The sequence below is a fragment of the Candidatus Roseilinea sp. NK_OTU-006 genome, from assembly GCF_012931985.1.
Lineage (GTDB): Bacteria > Chloroflexota > Anaerolineae > J036 > Brachytrichaceae > JAAFGM01.
In genome coordinates this window covers 20,139-40,153 of record NZ_JAAFGM010000015.1, presented here as the reverse complement: position 1 = coordinate 40,153, position 20,015 = coordinate 20,139, and the positions used below count along the sequence as shown (strand labels likewise).

The following is a 20,015-nucleotide window of genomic DNA, read 5'->3' as shown; positions in this document are numbered from 1 at the left end:
CTGATCGCCTTGGCGGTCGCTGCCGGCGTTTGGTTGGCGTCGCAGTTCCCGATGCCGTTGTGGTTGCCGGCGCTGGCGCTGGGCGTCAGTGTGTTGGCGTTGCTCGGCGCATGGCGGCTGCGCAGCGCAGCCGAGACGATCTGGCTAGCGGCGTTTGGCGCACTTATGGCGCTTGGCGCGCTGCGCTATACGCTGAGTGCGCCGCTCCCTTCGCCGCAGTCCATCGCGCGCTACAACGGCCAGCGCGTGACGTTAGACGGGGTGATCGCCGCAGAACCGGATGTGCGCCCGACGCACACTAACTTGCGTCTGCGGCCGTGGCGCGTGCTCGGCGCATCTGGCTTCGACGAAGCACTTGATGACCTTGTGCTGATCCGAATTGCCGCCGGAACCGACGCGACGCGCTGGCGGTATGGCGACGCCCTGCGCGCCACGGGCCTGCTCGATGCCCCGCCGCGCATGAGCGCGTTCGACTACCGCGAGTATCTGGCCCGGCAGGGCGTGTTCTCGTGGATGCCACAGCCGCGCGCCCTGGCGCGCATCGGCGAGGGCTATGGCAACCCGCTCGTCGCACGCCTGCTCGATGCGAAGGATGCCGTGCGCCAAGCTGTGCGCCGAATCTTGCCCCGGCCGGAGGCGGCGTTGCTGAACGGCGTCTTGATCGGCGACGACAAAGACATCCCCGACGCTGTGCAAGAGGCTTTCCGGCGCACCGGCACGTCACACATCGTCGCCATCTCCGGCTTCAACGTCAGCATCGTCATCGCGTTAGTGATCCCGCTGCTCGGCCGGATGTTGAACCCGCGTCGGGCGGCGCTCTTCGCCATCCCCGCCATCGCGGTCTACACCGTCTTTGTCGGCGCGTCGGCCTCGGTTGTGCGCGCAGCGACGATGGCGGGCATCGGCTTGTTCGGCGCCCTGTTCTGGCGCAAGGGCTTTACGCTGAACACGTTGTGTGCGGCGGCGTGCCTGATGCTGGTCGCCAACCCGCACACGCTGTTCGACGTCGGCTTTCAGCTCAGCTTCATGGCTACGCTGGGGTTGGTGTTGTACGCCGACCGGCTGTCCGGGCCGGTGCGGACGTGGGCGCAACTGCGCCTGCGCAACGAGCGCGCGCAGAAGGCGATCATGTTGATCCTGGACGGCGCGCTGGTGACGCTGGCGGCGCAACTGACGACGCTGCCGCTCATTCTCGCAACCTATAGCCAGCTCTCGATCATCTCTTTGCCGGCTAACCTCCTTATCCTGCCGCTGCAACCGCCGATCATGATCCTCGGCGGCCTCGCGGCCGTTATCGCGCTCTTCGCGCCACAGACCATCGGCGCGCTCGCAGCGCTGCCTGCCCACGCCTTCCTCACCACCACGATCCGCATCATCGCCTGGCTAAGCGAGTTCGAGGCGGCGGCGATTTCGGTGTATGGTTTCGGTCCTCCGGCTGTGCTGGCGTACTACATCGTCCTGCTGGCGCTCACAGCCTTCGCGTTGCAGCCGGCTTTGGCGCGACGTGCTATCGCCGACCTCCTTCGCGCGCGTCTCAAGACGACGGCAATCCTGGGCATCGCAGGCGTCGCGCTCGCGCTCGGCGGCGTGTATTGGTTTCAGCGGCCGGATGGCAAATTGCACGCGATCTTCTTGGGCGGCAGTGCCATCATCCAGTCGCCATCCGGCCATCAGGCGGTGTTCGCCGGTGGCGGCGGCGATGTGGCTTCGACGCTGGATCGCATTGCGCCGCTTTGGGATCGCGAGATCGAATTGTTGATTACGCCGCAGCGTAGCGAATACACCCGAAGGGATACCCTGCCGCTGCTCCAACGTTATCGCGTTCAGACGCTCGTCGTCCCCGACGGCAGCGAAGCTGAGGGTGACTCGTTGGCCGAATGGCAACGCGTGCTCGTCTCCAGCGTAGGGCGCGTGTTAACAGCCTCGATCAGCACGTCGTTCACGCTGGATGCTGATGTGTCTGTTGTGGTCGAGATACGCGCACCTGAGCGTGGTGGGTCTCAGGTCATTGGCGCGCAACTCATTCATCATTCGGTGGTGATTGACCTCGTGGGCCGTTACGAGGCAGTCGGCCATCCGGCGCAGCCTGATCTGATCTTCTTGGGTCCGGCCAAAGCCGATGTGACGAAGCTGAACCGCGCACGGCCGCGCTGGGTCGTCTGGGCAGACACATCCGGCGCGCCGTTGGCGGGACTCGATCCGCGCATCCGCGCGGTCAGCTTGCGGGACGTAGGGCAAATTGCCTACACGAGCGACGGCGTTCGACTTATCGTGCGCCGGTAGGTGAGCGCTTCGATTCGCCCCTTGTGAGGGCATCCTGGCCTGAGTGAGCTTCCTGTATAATCCCCTGTTAGGTGACAACTTATGGAATGGCGCAGCACGGTTGATGAATTTCTGGCATCCATTCAAACAGAGCGTGGCGCTTCGGTCAACACAATCATGGCCTATCGCAACGACCTCGTGCAGCTCATCAATTACTTGAGCGCAACACTGCCGCAGGATACGCCCTGGTCGAACGTAACTACCGATATACTGGAGGCCTATGTCCAGCGGCTCACGGAGCAAAACTACACCGCCTCAACGATCGCGCGCAAGGTCGCTGCGTTGAAGACTTTCTTCCACTGGCTGAGCCAGCGCGGGTTGGTGACGGAGGACCCGACGCTGCGGCTGCGTTCGCCAAGAGTGGAGAAACGCATGCCCCGCCTGCTGAGCGAAGAAGAAGTGAATCGCTTGTTCGAGAGCGCTTCGAAGATATTGTCGCCGCGTTCGTTGCGCGACCGGGCGCTGCTCGAGGTGATCTACGCGACCGGCATGCGCGTGTCAGAGGCCATTAGCCTGCGCCTGGACGATGTGGATCTTGAAGCGAACACCGTGCGCTGCGCGGGGCGCGGTGCGCGTCAGCGCACGATCCCACTCACTGCACAGGCATCGGCGGCATTGCGTGCCTATCTGGAGCACGCGCGCGGCGCCATGGTGAACGACACGCACACCGACTTCGTGTTCATCAGTCCGCTGGGGGGCAAATTAACGCGCCAGGCCGTGTGGCAACTCACACGCCAGTACGCTCAGGAAGCCGGCATTGAGGGTGAGCTGACGCCGCACACATTGCGACACTCGCGCGCGGCGCACATGTTGAACAGTGGCGAAGACATCCGGCGGGTGCAGGAGTGGCTGGGCCATGCCAACCTGGCGACGACGCAAATGTATCGGCCGCGCCAGGACAAAGAGAATAAACTCGTTCCCGCCAGCTCGTAACTGTCTGGTGAGGCGCGCGGGGTGAGGACCTGAGTTGCATCGCTGGGTGCGTCGCACCATTGTCGCGTACATCTGATGGCAAATGTAACGGCTTCGATACAACAGACCCTGCGCGAATCCATTGAGGCCGCAGTGACACATCTGCGCCACCTGGATGCGCGCCCGTGGCGTGTGCTGATCATCCTGGGCAGTGGCTTGGGGGCGCTGGCCGACGAAGTGGCCGATGCGAAGCGCATCCCATACGCAGATATCCCCGGCTTTGCGCGATCCACCGTCCAAGGTCACAAGGGCCAGTTCGTGATCGGCACATTGTTCGGCGTGCCGGTGGCCATCATGCAGGGGCGGATGCATTTCTACGAAGGCTATCCGCTGTGGCAGGTTACCTTGCCGGTGCGCGTGGCGCGTGCGATGGGCGCTACGCACATGATCGTCACCAACGCTGCGGGCGGCATCAACCGTGCGTTCAACATCGCCGACGTGATGCTCATCACCGATCACATCAACCTGGTGGGCATGGCGGGCCATAATCCGTTGATCGGGCCGAATCTGGACGAATACGGCCCTCGCTTTCCTGAGATGACCACAGCGTATGATCCTGAGTTGCGTCAGCGCGCTGCCCAGGCTGCGCAAGCTGCCGGCATCGAGCTGCGCCAGGGCGTTTATGTGTGCTTGGCCGGGCCGAACTTCGAGACGCCGGCCGAGTTGCGCTTTTTGCGCGCGATTGGCGCCGATGCCGTCGGCATGTCCACCGTGCATGAGGTGCTCGTGGCACGACACGCTGGTCTGCGCGTGCTGGGCCTCAGCGGCATTACCAACGTGGCGCGCCTGAGCGCGGACGAAGGCGCGCCGCCCTCGCACGAAGAAGTGATGCAGGCAAGCGCGCAGATTGCGCCCAAGATATTCGCGATCGTGCGCGATGTGTTGCCGCAGATGCTCTGAGCGTCTGCGGTGATCCAGCTCGCCGGCCGCGGTGGTCAATCACGCTCATGGAAGTCCTCCTACGCTTGCTGATCGAACTGCGACTGGTGATCGTCGCGATCATCTGGATTTCTTGCGTGGCCTTTCTCTTTGTCGGTCTAAGTTCGCTGCGCGAATTGCGCCGGGCGATGTTCCGTCTGGAACGCAGCGCCATTGTCACGCGCATCGTGGATGCCTGGCTCAAGGCGGGGCTTCTCGCCGTCCTGGGTCTGGCGATTTGGATCGCGACGAATGTAGCGCCCGAGTCCCAAGCCGATATAGTCGAGAACCCGCTCGCCTTCACGCCAACGGTCGAAGCCAATGCGGTCGAACCAACGCCGATTCTCACTGCCGACCTGTCCGCTGCGTTGTTGCAGATGACGGCGGCGCCGGCTGAAGCCCGCGCTGCTGTTGCGACGGTAGATCTGAAATCGGCGCCGCCAACGCCGGTTGCGCTACCCACACAGACGCCCGTTCTGTTCCCGACGCCGATTCCGCCGACGGCCACACCGGCTCTGCCGCCCATGCCTACGCAGCCTCCGCCACAGGAACAGTTGCCGTTCATTGTGGTCGCGACTGCCACGCCGACGCCGGCATTCGCCGCGGCCCAGCCGGAGCCGATGGCCACGCCGGCTGGGCCGCCCGCGCCTGTAGAGGCGCCGGCTACCCCGTCGGCCGATGCGTTGGTCGCCGATTGCCCGTATCCCACCGTTGCGCGCATAGATAACCCCGTCGCAGGTGAAACCGTTTCCGGCATCTACGTGGTGCGCGGCACGGCCGATTTCCCTGGCGGCGTTGGTCGCTACAAGCTCGAAATCCTTCGCCCGAACATCCCCGGTTGGGCGTTTCTATGGGAGAACTACAACGCCGTCAGAGATGGCGTGCTGATGCCCCGGTTCGATTCCTCCCTCTTCCCACCCGGCGTCTATACCCTGCGACTGTCGTTGGTGGACGCGGCGGGGCAGGATACGAATATCTATTGCAGCGTCCAAATCAGAATTGCCTGACCATGCGCATCCGTCCTGCTGAGCTTGCCGACCTGGAAGCCATCCTCGCGCTCGATCACAGCTATACCACCGATCACGTCTGGCAAATGAGCGGGCAAAACTCTGCGGGCGAACAGATGGCCACCTTCCGGTTGGTGCGATTGCCACGCCAGATCCAAACGCCGTCGCCCTATGAGCCACACGTGCTTCGGCGTTGCCTGCACCGCTGTGACTATCTGTGGGTGATGCAAGCGCCGGCGAGCCATGAGATTTACGGTTACATCGGCATGGCGTTGCTGCCGTGGCACAACACCGGCTGGATTCCGGCGTTGGCCGTCGCGCCGCATATGCGGCGCAAGGGCATCGGCACTCAGTTGCTGCACGCCGCCGTGGCGCAGGCCCGCGTCGCCGGCTTACACAACGTCACGTTGAGCCTGCCGACCAAGAACTATCCGGCTACGCGTTTCTGCCAGACGCGCGGCATGCGCTTCAGTGGCTACGCCGATAATTACTATGCGGGCCGTGACATCGCCCTATTCTTCACGTATAGAATCAAGTGATCGAAGCCAACCCATCGTCGTATGGACGCACTGCTGAGCGCTGCATTAGGCGCTGTTCAATTGCTCAACCGGATTACGGTCGCCGGCATCCTCGTCACTGCGTTCGCGCTGGTGATCTACATTGGGCTATACAACCGGCGCAGCTCAATCGCGCGCAATTACGCCCTGGTCTTGCTCTGCGTCATTGGCGCGTATCTGGGCGACCTGCTCGCACAAGTGTCGGAACTCGACCCACGCGCAGACAGTACGGAACTCTGGCTGCGCCTGCAATGGATCGGCATCGCGTTCATTCCGGCGGCCTCGCTGGCGTTGTCGGACGCTTTGTTGCGTGCTACGGGCGATAGCTCCCCACTGCGATGGTTAGCGGTCCAGATCGGCTACGGCTTCAGCGTGGTGGTCTTCGCCCTTGTCCTGAGCACCGCGCTGATTGCGACGCCAGGCGTCTCCACCGAAGGGCTGACGCACCTCGCGCCGGGGCCGCTGTTTTATCCATTCACGCTTTATTACTTTGGCAGCGTCGCTTGGGCGACGTACAACGTCTTCGAGGCGCGCCGGCGCTCGCTCACCGCGACGAGCAAGCGGCGCATGACCTATTTTGCTTCAGCGTTCGCTGCGCCGTCCCTCGGCATGTTTCCCTACTTGTTGCCTGTGGGCTGGCCGTCGGCTCTTCCCAATTTGCTGTCGTGGGTCGGCATCCTGCTCGTCAACATGGTCGTTGGCGCGGCGATCACTTTCATGGGTTACACGGTGGCTTACTTCGGCGCCAGCGCGCCCGACCGGGTGATCAAGCGGCGCATGGTGAAATATCTCATCCGCGGGCCGCTGACGGCAGCGGCGGTCATCACCGCTTTCGTGGTTAGCACGCGCGTCGAACGCTGGCTGGATTTGCCCGGTGCGTTCGTCGGCTTGATTGCTGCGGCGACGATCATCCTGATGGTCCAATGGTTCATTGACATGGTGCAACCGACGCTCGACCGGCTGATCGCTGGAGACGACGCCGAGGAAGTGCGCCGCTTACAACAGTTCAGCGCCCGGCTGATGACGACGTCGGACCTCACCCAGTACTTGGAGAATATCCTCGCCGCGCTGTGTGACTTGCTGCGCGCAAAAACGGCCTTCATCACAACCTGCCTGAACGACTCGCAGGATGCTTGTGCTGCGCCGATCAACGTCATTATCGGCGACGTTGCGCCGGATGACGCGCCTGGCTCATTGCCCGTGCCGCCTGACGCCGTGCGCTCGGCGGCGATGCTTCTGCCAGGGCGGTCCACCAACGGCGCAAATGACCAACCGCTGCCCTCTTCCCACACCTTCGAAGCTGAAAGTGACTTCATCGTCTGGGGGGGCTACTGGTTGATCCCCCTGCGCTCACAGGATGAGGTGTTGGGGGTGATGGGACTGGCTGCACGCACTGCCGAGCCCGACCTGAGCGACGAGGAACGCGAAGGTGTGGCTGTGCTGGTATCACAGGCTGCGCGTGCCCTGGAAGACGCCGCCAAGCAGCGTCGCGCCTTCGAGGCGCTGGAACGACTGGTGCCAGAAGCGGATGACATGCAGCGGCGCATGGCCGGCACACGCAACCCCGCCGCGCCTACCATTGCCGACTTCGAGCGCGTCCCGGTGGACAATCACGATGATCTCACCCAACTCGTGCGCGACGCGCTCAGCCAGTACTGGGGTGGGCCTAAGCTGGCCGAGTCGCCCTTGCTGAACTTGCGCGTGGTCGGCGAGGCGATCAAGCAGGAGAATGGCAACGCCACCAAAGCGCTGCGCCGCGTGCTGGCCGAAGCTATCGAACGCTTAAAACCGGATGGCGCACGTAGTTTCACCGCCGCCGAGTGGATGCTTTACAACATCCTCGAACTCAAAATTATGCAGAATATGAAGGTGCGCGATGTGGCGCGTAAGCTGGTGATGAGCGAAAGCGACCTGTATCGCAAACAGCGCGCCGCCTTTGAGGAGGTCGCGCGCATCGTGGCGGAGATGGAGCGCGAGGCGCGCCGGCGCGAGCAACAGGCGATGCGGTTATCGTCGGATGTCGGCGCGCAGGCGCGCGCGGGCTGCGAGAAGGAAGAACCGGCTGTGACGGCCGGCCCCTCTGCGCCGTAGATTTGCTTTTGCGCCCGGACCGCCCTACAATCGCGGTTGCGTATGAAGCAAGCGCTCATCGTTTACGGCGGCTGGGAGGGTCACCAGCCGAGGGAAGTCTCGGAACTCTTAGGCGACGCGCTGGCCCGCGCTGGGTTTTCGGTTGAACGCGCGGATACGCTTGACGCTTTTCTTGACGCGAATCGGCTCAAATCGCTGAACCTCATCGTGCCGATCTGGACGATGGGCACAATCAAACGCGAGCAACTCGAACCCTTGTTAGAAGCCGTGCGCAGCGGGGTCGGCCTGGCCGGCTGTCACGGCGGCATGTGCGACGCCTTTCGTACCGAGACCGAGTATCAGTTCATGACCGGCGGCCAGTGGGTGGCGCATCCGGGTAACGACGGCCGGCATTACTGGGTCAACATCATTGACGACAATCCCATTACCGAGGGCATCCGGGACTTTGAGGTGTGGACCGAGAAGTACTACATGCACGTTGACCCGGCCATCCGGGTGATGGCGACGACGACCTTCGAGGACTACGGCGACACCATCATGCCGGTGGTGTGGACGAAGACTTACGGCAAAGGGCGAGTGTTCTACTGCTCATTGGGCCATCAGGCGAACATCGTGGCCATGCCGCCGGTGCTGACGATGATGGCGCGTGGGATGCGTTGGGCTGCCGGCGAGTGGCAGACCGATATGGGGTTGCCGTTCGCCAAGGTGTATTGCTCGGCCGCCAAGCCGACGCGTCCGGATTAGCCCGAGCGCCCGGGCCGTTCCTGCACGGCTATCGTCGCCATCACCCCTGCCGTCAGCATGAAAGCGTGCGCCAGCTCCACCAGGAAGAAGCTGTGATCCACCAGGCCGTGCGCCAGCATAGCAGCCAGCAAACCGGCGCAGCCGACGGCCAGCGGACGATTGACCGGCAGCGTCCGCTTCACCAGCATCCCATAGCCGATAGTCAACCCCACGCCGACGATCAGCCCCAACGCCCCGAGTCGAGCGGCGAAGTCGAGCAACAGGTTGTGCGGGTGCGAGAGGTTCGGTTCCTGCCAGGCCGCCGGCAGGATGTAGAAGCTGCGATATGCGTATAGGAAATTGTCCGGCCCAACGCCGAGCAACGGATGGTCGCGCCACATGTTGAGGGCGCTCTGCCACAGGTTGAGCCGAAAGAAGCCGGTGCCGCGCTGTAGGTCCAGGGCGTTGCCGAAGCGCGTGCCTGTCAGCAACGGCTGCGCCGCGCCGCTGAGCAGCACGGCGAACGCCAGGGCGACCGCGATAAGCACCCCAACCCCGATCCAGCGCCACCGTCCGCCGGCCAACAGCGCCATCACAGCGATTGCCGCCGGCGCGCCCAGCAGCAGCGCCCCGCGCGATTGGGTGAGCAGCAGCGCCAGGGCGACGGGGACGGAGCCAACCCCGTAGAGCGCAACGCGCGAAGCGCCGATGGCGGAGATCTGGAATGCGCCGCGCTCCGTGCGTCCCGCCGGTCGGCCGAGGAGCGCAACGGCCAGCATCATCGGCAGCGCGCGCTCCAGGTATAGCGCGTCGTTGTTGGGCGAACCGAACACGCTCTTGATGCGCGGCAGGCCGAACTCGGCCTCGATGGTGTTCCCCTGCGCATAGTTGATCAGGCCGATCATTGCTACGGCGACGGCGCCCAGCGCAAAGCCGTCGAGGATCGGCATGGCTCGCTGCTCAGGCGTCAGCCCCTCGTTGCGGTCGGGGGGCAGCATCCGCAGCATGAGATAGACCAGCGCCGGCTCGACGATGACGAGCCGCAGTTCGCGGAACGCCTCGACGCGAAAATCCGCTTGTAGCGCCGAGAGCAGCCCCACGCCGACTAAAGCAAGCGCGCTCCAATCGAACAACGTGAGTCGCGGAGGCGTGACGGCGAATGGCGCCCCTTCACGTTTTGCCCGTAAGCCAATGCGAAGCCATCGCGCCCCCCACGATGCCAGACTGATCAGCGTCAGCAACTCGACCATCGCGAACGACCGCTCGAACAGGCGCTGCGGCAAGAGGTAGAACGGGATGAAGAACGCCAGCAGCATCAAGCCGGCCTCCAGCCGCAGCAACACGAGCATGGTCAGCGCGGCGAGCGCGATTAAGCTGACCACCATCGTCGGCGACCAGAACAACACGCCGGAGGCGAAGCCGGTGAAGACGACATTCGGCCCCAAGCCGAGGTTGCGATAGGCCGTAGCAGCGTCCTGCGCCCAGGTCAGCGCTGCGGTCAGCCATAGGATGAGCGCAGCGACAACGGCGCGCGCGTTCCATCGGGCAGTATCTGGCCGATGGCTGCGAAGGTGCGCCATCCGTGCTGCCCACCATTCGCCCCAGCGGGCGCGCGGCGCAAGCACGATCAAGGCAATCGCGCTCAGCACGCCTATGCCTGCCGCGAACCATTCGCCAATCGCCAATCGCCAATCGCCAACTGGCGCGCTGCTCCAGCCGATCAGCGCCCACTGATTCCAGCCGCGGTCCACTGTGATCTCGGCGACGTGCTCGCCCTCGCCCAGGCCGTCGGCCACCGGAATCATCTCGATGACCGGATAGAGGCCGGGCGAAGTCATGATCAGGTATGCGCCGCGCGGCTCGGTGGGCAAGCGGTTGGCCGGCCGACCGTCCACGCGCACGAAGGTGTAGGCGCGGTAGTTGCCCCGCCGCACAATGAGCGCCAACGCGTTGCCCGTGAAGCGAAAGCTGACTTTGGCATCGGGCCGGTCGGGGACATCGGCGCCCAGTTGACCGAAGCGCCATCCTTCGCTGAATTGCGCGCGCGGGTTGGGTGTTGCGCAGTCCGGTTTGGAGGCCAGGATCTCCGGCATGGCCGTCGTCACGTTGTCGAGGTTGAGCGCGCGATAGAGGCTCTGAGGCGACTGACAGTTCGCAAACAACTGCGCGCGTGGCGCGTGCGCGGCGTCGCCGACGGCCTGCGTCAGCGCTTCATAGACCGGCCGAGGCCGCCCTTGCGCGTCGAGCAGCGCAAAGCCCCAGCGCGCGTCGGCCTTGGGTCGCAGGGGGCGCGGGCGCGGTTGCAGGCCGTCAACGAACATCCCACCCACCCATGGCCATTCCATCGCAGCGCGCCGAACGGCGCTACGCGTGTAATCTGCCTGTTGCGCCTCGCTGGTGTTGCCCCAGATCGAGGGCTCGCCCGACCATCCGGCCGGCAGCGCGTTCCACCCAAACGGCGTCAGCCAGATCGCTTTGTGGCCGTCGTTGTGCGCCGCCATCATCTCGCGCATCAGGATCACATGCGAAAAGTTCAGCACACCGGCATCTACACGACGGTCATCCGGCGGAAAGTCGAAACCATAGGCTTTGGCAGCGGCGATGTCGAACGCCTCGTGCCCGCCGAGCTGATACAGCTTGAGCAAGAAGGTCTGCGGCGCAAGGTTGACGTTGCTCTGTTCGACGGTAGGCGCCAAGCCGGCCAGCATGATGCGCGCGTTCGGGTTCACTTCGTGAATCGCGCGGCGCGCGGCGCGCAGCATCTGCAGGTAATACGTCGGGTCTATGAGCGCGTTGCCCCAGGCTGCGCTCAGGTTCGGCTCGTCCCAGATTTGGTAGGCGAAGATGGGAGATGCGAACTGGGAGTCGGAAGACGATGCGGAGGCTTGGCTTAGGCGTCCTGCATCGTAGCGCTCGGCGAATGCGCGCACGAACTGCGCGAAGTCATTCAGGTCTGCCGGCGGCGCAGTCTCGATAGGTGGGAACTGCGCGGAGGCGGATGGCGCGCGCGCCCAAGGCGGCGTCGTCCATAGCACGGGCAGGATGTTGATGCCGTGGCGAGCGGCAGCGCTGAAGATGCGGTCGCTCGCCGACCAGTCGAACTGGCCGCGCTTCGGTTCGATCTCGCTCCAACGGAATTCCTGGCGCACCCAACGCACCCCGCGCCGCGCCAGATCGTCGAGCAAGGCGTCGAGCGTCTCTTCCTCGTATTGTTCGAGGGCGGCGTTCGCGCCCAGACGCAGCGATTCCGCCCCAAATATCGGCGGCGGGAAGGGGAGCACGCGCCCGCGCGCGTGCAACACCTGAGCGGATTGCAAGCCGATCAGAGAAGTGACAGATAGCACGAGGGTGATCAGTGCGGCGAGAAACAGCGCGCGGGGGTGCCGGATGGATGAATTCACGATCGCGCTGCCGATTGTACGCGGCTGCAGTGGGATGCCCTGCTACTTCCCTTGACGCCGGATCGGTTTCGGCTTGAGGTCTTCTTCTTCGAACAGCGCCATCGGGAAGTCCATCTCGCCGTGCCAGAACTCGAACTCTTCCAGCGCTTGTTCGGCATATTCCGCGAGCGCGTCGTCGTCCGAATCAGCGGCGGCGCGCAACAACTTTTGGGCTTCGTTGCCGCCGATGAGCGCCAGCGCATCCAACGCTGCGAAGCGCACCTCGTCGTCCGGGTCGTCTAGCAACTGCGCCAGATCGCTCACCGCGTCTTCGTCCTCCAGTTCACCGCTCGCTTCGGCAGCCCGGCGGCGCACCGCCGGCGACACACTGTGCAGTTCGCTGCGCACGATCTCGCAATAAGCGCGGTTGCCGCTGCGCCCCATCGCGACGATTGCGCTCAGCCGCAGCAGGTCGTTCTCGGAGTGATAAGCCTCGCGAATGTGCAAGTCCACTTCTTCGTTCGGGACGTAGGCCAGCGACTCCAGCGCCCGACGGCGCACGGGGGAGTCCTCGGGTGAGGTGAGGAGCGCGTGCATCAGCGCTGCATATACCTGCCTGCGTCGCGCCTCGCTCAAGCGATCCATTTCGCCGAAGTAGACAAAGCGACCGAGCGACTCCGCCGCTGCAGCGCGCACCGTTGGGGATGGATCGTCGCGTAGCGCCGTAATCAACAGCGGTATCAAGCTCGGATGATCGTCCTCGAACAGTCCCTCGACCGAAGCTAGGCGCACGCGCTCATCGGGGTCGGACAAGCCGAAACGAAAGATCGGGCGGAAGTCGGCCTCGATGTCCTCTTCGGCCAACTCGCGCAACTGTTCGGTCAGGCTGGCGCGCCGATCGCTGGGCAAGGTGACCCACACGCTCTGCCAGCGCGCGAGCCGCTCACCTGCCAGATCGGAGAACGCCAGCAAACTCTCCTGGCTGGGCTCTGTCTCTGCGCGCAAGGCTTCGATGGCGCGCTCGAACGTAACCTTTGAGCCGGATGTTTTCTTGGTCATGTCAACGGATCGTAATGGGTTGTGCGATGTCCATCACGACGATCACGGCTGACAAGCTCAGCAGGATTATCATGCCGACGGCGTGCGCCCACCGTTCGCGTTGTGGATCCACGCGCTTGCCGCGAATGACCTCGATCAGAATGAAGAGGATGCGCCCCCCGTCCAGCGCCGGGATCGGCAAGAGGTTGGTGAGTCCAATCATAATGCTGATGAACCCCGCGAAGCGCAAGAACGGCAGTAATCCTTGTGTCTCGGTCGTGCGCTCATCAACGAGCGAGACGCCGATCGAGGTGATGCCGACGATGCCGACCGGCCGGGCTTGTTCCAGCGGGATGTTTTGGTTGATCAGTTCGCCTGGCAGGCGCGCTAGCGCGAGGAAAATGCTGGCGATGTCGTCTGTGGCGGCGGCTATCGCGTCCGGGATGGAATGTGTGGCGCGCTCCGACTTCGTGACGTTGAAAGACAAGCTCACGCCGAGCGGCGCGTTCGGGTTGGCGTTGGCGGGAATGTGGCCGGTCAGCGTCACCTGGCGGGGCTGCGCCTCGCCTTTGATTGTGCGCTGCACGACTACGGTGATGTCCTTGCCGATGGCTTTTTGCGTCTGCATGCGCAGGGCGTTCGCCGCCGGCTGCTCGTGGTGCGCAGGGGAGATGCGCTGGGTCATGTCTGCGCCGTTGACCGCAAGGATGACGTCGCCCGGCTGCAATCCCAGGCGTTCGGCGGGGCTGCCGGCCATGACTGAGTTGATGCGGTACTGGAACTCCGTCGGCTGCGTTGCGAAGAACAAATAGGCTAGGGTGAGGATGACGAAGCCGCCCAGGAAGTTCATGAACGGACCGGCGGCCAGGGTGGCCAACCGCCAGCGTTTGGGCTGCGCTGCAAAGCTGCGCGGATCGCTTGGGTCTTCTTCGCCGGTCATGCGCACGAACGCGCCAAAGGGCAGCCAGTTCAAGGTGTATTCGGTCTCGCCGCGCTTGAACAAGCGCGCTGCGCGCGGGGGCAGGCCCATGCCGAATTCTTCAACGCGGATGCCGGCCTTCTTGGCCAACAGAAAGTGGCCGAGTTCGTGGATGAGCATGAGCGGTCCGAGCAGGAGGATGAAGACGGGCAGGCCAACTAGGATTGAGTTGAATAAGTCCATAGCGCCATGAGTCTAGCGGTGAAAGGTTGGAAGCGTATGAGAGTCTGCCTCACCCACTGAGGCGCGTAAGCGTGTAAACAGCGCGCTCATTGTCCAGCGTGAAGCCGGTGACGGCGTAACCTTGCGCGAAGGCTTGCTCGAACCGCTCGCGCATCTCCAGCCGGCAACGCAGCGCGGCCTCCGGGTCGGCGCGCTTCAGCGCCTGGAAGTTGCGCGGGATCTCTATTGAGAGCTGATCGTGGGGGTTCGAGAAACGCACCTGGTCGTTTGCCATGCGCCGTTCGCCGCCCACATATCGTTGGTCAAGCCACCACTCTACCTCGAAGCGATCGGAGGGCAGGCCGGCGTTGAGCGTGTCGCGCATATCGCCGTAGGCGTTGCGAATGTACGTCCGACAGATGCAGCCGAGCTTGCTGATATTCAGCCGGGCGTTCTTTGCCTCCAGCGGATCGTATGTCCAGGTGATGAGATTCAGCCCCTGCGCCCGTACCGCTTCGCCCTGCGCGCGCTTGAGCGCCTCGCCGATGCCCCGCCCTTGCTTTTCCGGCAGCACGGCGGCTATGTGCGAGTGATGGCTGAGCGCACGATTCGCGCCTGCGTGGTGCGTCGGCGACATGAAGCCGACGACGAACCCGATCATCTGCTCGCCTTCGGGGCCAGGCTCGAATGCGCCGATGGCTAAGCCGCCGTGCCGTTGGAGGGTGACGGTCATATTGGTCGGCACGACGAACGGCTCACCCCACACCTTCGCCTGAATGGCTTCGCAGTGCTCGTGATCTGCAAGGTCCTTGAAATGTCGGATGTAGTAGCCCATGGCGCGGCGCATTTCGATCAGCGTGCTTCGAGGATCAAACGATTCAGGGCCTCGCGGGCCGCCGGCAGCGCCTGCATGTGCGCCCAACTGCCGCAGAAGGCTGCCGCGTGTTCCGGCGCGAACAGAAAGATGAAGGGGTCGTCCTGCGTGGGTCGTCCGCCCTGCAGGGTGGATCGCCAATATGGCTCCAGGCGTGTTTGCCAATCGGGATAATGCTCGCGCAGCCAATGTTTCAGTTCGGCGAACTCCGCATCATCGGCCTCGGTGGCCACGGCGTTGCGATACACGCGAATCACCAGCGCCTCCAGCGCGTCCCAGCGCTCGATGAACTGTCTAAGCTGGCGCGAGCGCAAGCGGGAAGCAATGGACTGAGTGAACGGGTTCATCGGTCGAGCGCCTGAATTATCCTGCAATCTTCGCAGGCCGGCAGGGGCGCATTGCTCGGCTAGTCGAGCGGCGCGCTTAGGGAGAAAGAACGCGCCACCCGCGGGGCTTCGTTAAGCCAAGCGTGAACATGGTGGCCGGGCGGCGACGAAGTCAACGATGCTGGCCACCATGCATCGAAAGCACACCAAACGGCGATTGGCTATCGTGTCGTCCGACGCGCAGCGGTGTTGGCTCGGTGATGCGCAGTGTGTTGCTTTCAGCGCCGGTGTGCTTCAATCACGCCTGATTACTTGAGTCGCGCCTGCGGAGTGAGTGTGATGAGTCCAAGCGACTGCAAGCAACCCGCGAATCTTACAACAAAACGGCGAACGTTGCTCGACGGGAAGACGACGCCTGCCATGCGATTGGCCGGCGTGCTCGTGGACGTGTTAGCATACGCGCTGCGTTGAAGCATTGGTGTCATCGCCGTGGATATATGAGCATCGTCACACGACTCTTCACATGGATCGGCGCAGCGATGGGCGGCGCGTTCGCCTGGAAGTTGCTGCAGCCGGAGTTCGTCCAGCGCAGCCCCTCGCGCTTTCTGGCCGGCGCCGAAGGAGGCCGCGATGGCCGGCCGCCTATCGCGTTGGTCACCGGCGCATCGGCGGGCATCGGCGCAGCGTTCGCCCGGCAATTGGCGCGCGCTGGCTACGACCTGGTGTTGGTTGCGCGGCGTAAGGAGCGGCTCACGGCGCTCGCCGATTCGCTGCGGCAGCAACATGCGATTGAGGCGCATGTGCTCGATGCCGATTTGGCCGACTCGGACGACATCGAGCGCGTCGCCGATGTCGCAGCGGATGTGAGCGAGGCGGGTCGGCTGGACTTGCTCATCAACAATGCCGGCTTTGGCACAGTGGGTAAATACGCTGATCTGCCGTTTGAAAGCCAACTCGATATGCTCCATGTGCACCTTGCCGCGCCGATGCGCCTGATGCGGGCGGCGTTGCCGGGCATGTTGCGGCGACGCCGCGGCGGCATTATCAATGTGGCTTCGACGGCCGGCTGGTATCCTTTGGCGGGCAACGCGACCTACAGCGCGACCAAGCGATACCTGATCAACTTTTCCGAATCGCTTCAGGCGGAGTTAGAGGGCTCGGGCGTGTGCGTTCAGGCGCTGTGTCCGGGCTTCACCTATTCCGAGTTTCATGATCGGGAGCCATATCGCGCCAGCGGCTTCCGGCGCGAGCAATTGCCGGCATTCATGTGGCAAACGGCAGAGGCGGTGGTTGCGGCGTCGTTGAATGCGCTGGGTCGTGAGGTGGTCTGTATCCCCGGCGCGCACAACCGGCTCATTGCGCTCGTCGGCAACTTCGCACCGATGGGTCTGGTGAATGCGGTCTGGCGGCGCGCATCGCCTGTGTGAACGCCGGCTGCGCGGGGTTCAGTGTGTTGTGGCGCGTTCCTCTTGCCGCAGGGCGGGGAACAGCAGTACCTCGCGGATCGAGTCGCGGTTGGTGAACATCATCACCAGCCGGTCAATCCCCATGCCGAAGCCGCCGGTGGCTGGCATGCCGTACATCAAGGCGCGCACGTAATCCTCGTCCACCGGGTTGGCTTCGCCCTCTTCCGCATTGACGGCTTCTTCGAGGAAGCGCTGCCGTTGCTCGAATGGATCATTCAACTCGCTGAAGGCGTTGCACAGTTCCACGCCGCCGACGAATCCCTCGAATCGCTCAACAGTGTTAGGGTTGCCGGGGATGCTCTTGGCGAACGGTGAGATGTCGCGCGGGTATTCGTAGAGGAAAGTCGGCTCGATCAGCGTTTTCTCCACATAGTCGCCGATCAAGCCGTCCACAATCTTGCCCCAGGGCTTGCCGCGGATCACGTCGGGCGCGAGCAGTTCCCGCCGCAGCACCTCGTCGGCCAGCGACTGGCGGTCGGGAAATTGGGTGTAGTCCACGCCGGTCCGCTCGAGGATCGCGTCGCGCAGTTTGATGCGTTTGAACGGTTGCAGCCAGTTGATGGTGTGCCCGCGAAATTGGCTCTTGCCCTCGGCTGTGGGCGGCAGCACGCGGCGCGCGACGTATTGGAGCATCTCTTCGGCCAGGTCCATCACGTCATACATGTCCATATAGGCGGCATAGAACTCAAGCTGGGTGAATTCGGGGTTGTGCTTGAAGCTCACGCCTTCGTTGCGGAAGTCGCGCCCGATCTCGTACACGCGCTCCAGGTTGCCGACGATCAGCCGCTTGAGATAGAGTTCGAACGAAATGCGCAGGTAAAGATCCTGGTTGAGCTGGTTGTGGTGGGTGATGAACGGCCGGGCTGCGGCGCCGCCGTAGATCGGCTGTAGCACCGGCGTTTCCACTTCAAGGAACCCTTTGCTATCCAGAAACTCGCGAATGGCTTTGATGATCTTGGCGCGCGTCACGAAAATTTCGCGCACTTCAGGGTTCACGGCCAGGTCCACGTAGCGCTGGCGGTAGCGCAGCTCAGGATCGCTGAACGCGCTGTAGCGCACGACCGATCCATCGGGCAGTTTTTCTTCTTTGGCGATGGGCAGTGGGCTAATGGCCTTGGCCAGCAGGCGCCAGTCGGTCACGCGCAGCGAGGGTTCGCCAGTCTTAGTGACGAACAGCGCGCCTTTGGCCTCGATGAAGTCGCCCAGGTCGAGTTCCTTAAAGCGGGCAAACGAGTCGGCGTCGAGTGAGTCATCGCCGACGCGGGCGTAGAATTGAATTTTGCCGCTGACGTCTTCGACGCCGAGAAAGGCTGCTTTGCCCATGATGCGCCGGGCAACGACGCGCCCCATGACCGCCACCTCGTCGTTTTCTAGCGTGTCGGCGTGATTTTGCGCCGAGGCCAGCGCGCGCCGGACGGCATCAGCGGCCATCACGCGCCGGCGCACGAACTGGGAACGCAGCGGATAGGGTTCGACGCCCGACGCGCGGAGCCTTTCCAGCTTCGCCAGGCGTTCGCGTTCGACTTCGGTGAATTCCATGGAGAGAGTAGAGATTGGAGATTAGCGATTGATTTTCGTAATCCCCAATCTCTAATCTCCAATCGCAGACCTAGTTGTCCTTCTTCTGCATCTGTTGCAGCGCGCGCTCCAGCAGCTCGTCCTGGGGGGTGGCCTTCTGAGCCGCCTGGCTGGTCGCTGCGGCCATCTGCGCACGTTTGAGGCGTTGAGCGCGCTGCAGCGCAACGGCAAACGGACTTAGATGCTCGTCGGGGCCGGACGATAGCGCGTAGTCTTCGGCTTTGACCCCTTCCAGCGTGAGATCTATCTGCCGCTTGTGGGGATCCACTTTCAGCACGCGGACGTTGACTTCCTCGCCCTCAGTGACGAAGGTGTGCATGTCTGCGTAAGCGACATTGAGCGAAGCGAGGCGCACCAGTCCCTCACGCTCTGCGCCGATGTCCACGTATGCCACATTGCGCTCCACCCGGGTCACTTTGCCGACGTAGCGATTGCCCTTCTTGATCTTCTCCCAGGGCAGCGCCGGCGGCTCGATCATGGTTAGGCCAATGCGTCGCTTGCTCTCGTCTACTTCGACCACCCAGACGTCATCTATGCAATCGCCCACCTTCGGCCGCGTGCCCTTAGGCATGAGGTTGAAAGGGATCAGGCCATGCTTGGGGCCGTCGAAGTCAACGAATACGCCGAAGCTCTCGATGGAGACAACGCGGACGCCGCTGAGCTTGGTGCCGACCTCAAGGTTGCTCCAGTCGTAGGTGGGAGGTTTGTGCATAGTCAGGTCAATGCGCTTATTCTTCGTGTTGACGCGCAACACGTAGACCTGAACCTTGTCGTTGGGACGAAAGATGTCCGCGACGCGCAGCACCGGCTTGTCGCTGACAATTTGTGAGATGTGAAGGAAACCGTCCACACCCACGCCAATATCTACGAAAACGCCTCCCAACTCGACGCGCGTCACGCGGCCCGTGAACGCCATCCGTGGCTTGAGCGTGTCGAGGCTCAAGCCGGAACTGGCCGGCGAATGCCCGCTGTTTTCGGCGCTCGCCGTGCCGTTGGTGGTTGGGGTCGTCAGATTTCCGTCGCTCACAGGCAAACCCTCTTCGTGTGAATTCTGAGGAGATATGAATAGCAATGAAGACATCCCGATTTTAGCCGAAATTCAAGCGGATGTCGAGGACGCGCGTGCTGAAGTTTCTGCTCGCGCTCCTGGCTTGCGCCGCGCAAAACCTTAAAATTTCTGCCGCGTCAGAAATGGCCGGCGCCCTGGTCAGCCGAATGAGGAAGGCTCTGATCAGCAATGCGCGTCACGGCGGCGGTGCCACACGTGGACGGAGTGAGGTCTAATCTGCTGCGCCTTGCGGCGCTGGTGAAGCGCGAGCCGTTGGGCCAGCCCATCCAGGGACGGGCGGCGGGGATGGTGAAGCGTGGTCGTGGCATTGTGACTTGGTCACGGTGCGTTGGCCCACACAGCAAAGGGGGCAGTAGCGCAGACACAGCAGGGCATCGCAGCACCCTCGCGGTCATCTTGGCCAACAGGGCAGCGCGGGGACGGCAAGGGCAGAGCAGTCTGGCAAGGCCGCGGCCCGGGCGGTCCGCGGTCAACGCTCAGACAGTGCGAGAGGGTTTAAATGCATTTGCCGTATGAAGAGCGTTACACGCCTTCTTGTGCGGCGCATGAGCAG

At 63.4% G+C, this 20,015-nt stretch carries 15 protein-coding genes; 8 read left to right on the top strand and 7 right to left on the bottom strand.

Annotated features, from left to right (window positions below; translation table 11 throughout):
• Positions 1–9 precede the first annotated feature (9 nt).
• The 7 genes from GXH28_RS09440 to GXH28_RS09410 all read left to right on the top strand — a co-directional run bounded on the left by GXH28_RS09440 (position 10) and on the right by GXH28_RS09410 (position 8,611).
• Positions 10–2,283 carry a ComEC/Rec2 family competence protein gene (locus GXH28_RS09440; RefSeq protein WP_169238777.1) on the top strand — a complete coding sequence of 758 codons (2,274 nt, stop codon included), beginning with the start codon at positions 10–12 and terminating at the stop codon, positions 2,281–2,283.
• A gap of 81 nt (positions 2,284–2,364) precedes the next feature.
• Entirely contained in the window at positions 2,365–3,255 is an 891-nt protein-coding gene (locus GXH28_RS09435; protein WP_169238776.1) for a tyrosine recombinase, read from the top strand.
• A gap of 75 nt (positions 3,256–3,330) precedes the next feature.
• On the top strand, positions 3,331–4,194 hold the full coding sequence (locus GXH28_RS09430) for a purine-nucleoside phosphorylase (protein WP_169238775.1): 864 nt from the start codon (positions 3,331–3,333) through the stop codon (positions 4,192–4,194).
• Between the two features lie 47 nt (positions 4,195–4,241).
• Positions 4,242–5,219, top strand: coding sequence for a hypothetical protein (locus tag GXH28_RS09425; RefSeq protein ID WP_169238774.1), 978 nt, complete (start codon positions 4,242–4,244; stop codon positions 5,217–5,219).
• Between the two features lie 2 nt (positions 5,220–5,221).
• Positions 5,222–5,758, top strand: a complete 537-nt coding sequence (locus tag GXH28_RS09420) for a GNAT family N-acetyltransferase (protein ID WP_169238773.1) — start codon at positions 5,222–5,224, stop codon at positions 5,756–5,758.
• Positions 5,759–5,779: 21 nt separating this feature from the next.
• Positions 5,780–7,867, top strand: a complete 2,088-nt coding sequence (locus GXH28_RS09415) for a histidine kinase N-terminal 7TM domain-containing protein (protein ID WP_169238772.1) — start codon at positions 5,780–5,782, stop codon at positions 7,865–7,867.
• Between the two features lie 42 nt (positions 7,868–7,909).
• On the top strand, positions 7,910–8,611 hold the full coding sequence (locus GXH28_RS09410; RefSeq protein ID WP_169238771.1) for a ThuA domain-containing protein: 702 nt from the start codon (positions 7,910–7,912) through the stop codon (positions 8,609–8,611).
• On the opposite strand, the gene GXH28_RS09405 is transcribed toward GXH28_RS09410, so the two are convergent.
• From GXH28_RS09405 to GXH28_RS09385, 5 genes are read right to left on the bottom strand one after another with little or no spacing between them, the layout of a single operon-like run.
• Positions 8,608–11,991 (bottom strand): O-antigen ligase family protein, encoded by a 3,384-nt coding sequence (locus GXH28_RS09405; protein ID WP_169238770.1) that lies wholly within the window; start codon positions 11,989–11,991, stop codon positions 8,608–8,610. The two genes, GXH28_RS09410 and GXH28_RS09405, sit on opposite strands and share 4 nt — an antisense overlap.
• A 42-nt stretch (positions 11,992–12,033) precedes the next feature.
• The gene (locus GXH28_RS09400; RefSeq protein WP_169238769.1) at positions 12,034–13,029 is read right to left on the bottom strand and encodes a HEAT repeat domain-containing protein; all 996 of its coding nucleotides are present in this window, start codon (positions 13,027–13,029) and stop codon (positions 12,034–12,036) included.
• Between the two features lies 1 nt (position 13,030).
• Positions 13,031–14,170 (bottom strand): M50 family metallopeptidase, encoded by a 1,140-nt coding sequence (locus GXH28_RS09395; protein WP_169238768.1) that lies wholly within the window; start codon positions 14,168–14,170, stop codon positions 13,031–13,033.
• Between the two features lie 49 nt (positions 14,171–14,219).
• Positions 14,220–14,984, bottom strand: a complete 765-nt coding sequence (locus GXH28_RS09390; protein ID WP_169238767.1) for a hypothetical protein — start codon at positions 14,982–14,984, stop codon at positions 14,220–14,222.
• A 17-nt stretch (positions 14,985–15,001) separates the two neighbouring features.
• A complete protein-coding gene (locus GXH28_RS09385; RefSeq protein WP_169238766.1) occupies positions 15,002–15,370 on the bottom strand; it encodes a hypothetical protein in 369 nt (122 codons plus the stop codon).
• A gap of 476 nt (positions 15,371–15,846) precedes the next feature.
• Between GXH28_RS09385 and GXH28_RS09380 the strand changes: the two genes are divergently transcribed.
• Entirely contained in the window at positions 15,847–16,776 is a 930-nt protein-coding gene (locus GXH28_RS09380) for an SDR family NAD(P)-dependent oxidoreductase (RefSeq protein ID WP_169238765.1), read from the top strand.
• 18 nt (positions 16,777–16,794) lie between these two features.
• On the opposite strand, the gene lysS is transcribed toward GXH28_RS09380, so the two are convergent.
• Complete coding sequence (lysS, locus tag GXH28_RS09375) at positions 16,795–18,354, bottom strand: lysine--tRNA ligase (protein ID WP_169238764.1); 1,560 nt, start codon at positions 18,352–18,354, stop codon at positions 16,795–16,797.
• A 70-nt stretch (positions 18,355–18,424) separates the two neighbouring features.
• Positions 18,425–19,420: a S1 RNA-binding domain-containing protein gene (locus GXH28_RS09370; RefSeq protein WP_169238763.1), complete on the bottom strand. Its 996-nt coding sequence runs from the start codon at positions 19,418–19,420 to the stop codon at positions 18,425–18,427.
• Between the last annotated feature and the right edge of the window lie 595 nt (positions 19,421–20,015).

What these genes read in the sequence shown, in the direction of transcription:
- GXH28_RS09420 (WP_169238773.1), top strand. Translation starts at nt 5,222, where the DNA reads ATGCGCATCCGTCCTGCTGAGCTTGCCGACCTGGAAGCCATCCTCGCG.
- GXH28_RS09385 (WP_169238766.1), bottom strand. Translation starts at nt 15,370, where the DNA reads ATGAACCCGTTCACTCAGTCCATTGCTTCCCGCTTGCGCTCGCGCCAG.
- GXH28_RS09390 (WP_169238767.1), bottom strand. Translation starts at nt 14,984, where the DNA reads ATGGGCTACTACATCCGACATTTCAAGGACCTTGCAGATCACGAGCAC.
- GXH28_RS09425 (WP_169238774.1), top strand. Translation starts at nt 4,242, where the DNA reads ATGGAAGTCCTCCTACGCTTGCTGATCGAACTGCGACTGGTGATCGTC.
- GXH28_RS09430 (WP_169238775.1), top strand. Translation starts at nt 3,331, where the DNA reads ATGGCAAATGTAACGGCTTCGATACAACAGACCCTGCGCGAATCCATT.
- GXH28_RS09435 (WP_169238776.1), top strand. Translation starts at nt 2,365, where the DNA reads ATGGAATGGCGCAGCACGGTTGATGAATTTCTGGCATCCATTCAAACA.
- GXH28_RS09415 (WP_169238772.1), top strand. Translation starts at nt 5,780, where the DNA reads ATGGACGCACTGCTGAGCGCTGCATTAGGCGCTGTTCAATTGCTCAAC.
- GXH28_RS09410 (WP_169238771.1), top strand. Translation starts at nt 7,910, where the DNA reads ATGAAGCAAGCGCTCATCGTTTACGGCGGCTGGGAGGGTCACCAGCCG.
- lysS (WP_169238764.1), bottom strand. Translation starts at nt 18,354, where the DNA reads ATGGAATTCACCGAAGTCGAACGCGAACGCCTGGCGAAGCTGGAAAGG.
- GXH28_RS09380 (WP_169238765.1), top strand. Translation starts at nt 15,847, where the DNA reads ATGAGCATCGTCACACGACTCTTCACATGGATCGGCGCAGCGATGGGC.
- GXH28_RS09395 (WP_169238768.1), bottom strand. Translation starts at nt 14,170, where the DNA reads ATGGACTTATTCAACTCAATCCTAGTTGGCCTGCCCGTCTTCATCCTC.
- GXH28_RS09400 (WP_169238769.1), bottom strand. Translation starts at nt 13,029, where the DNA reads ATGACCAAGAAAACATCCGGCTCAAAGGTTACGTTCGAGCGCGCCATC.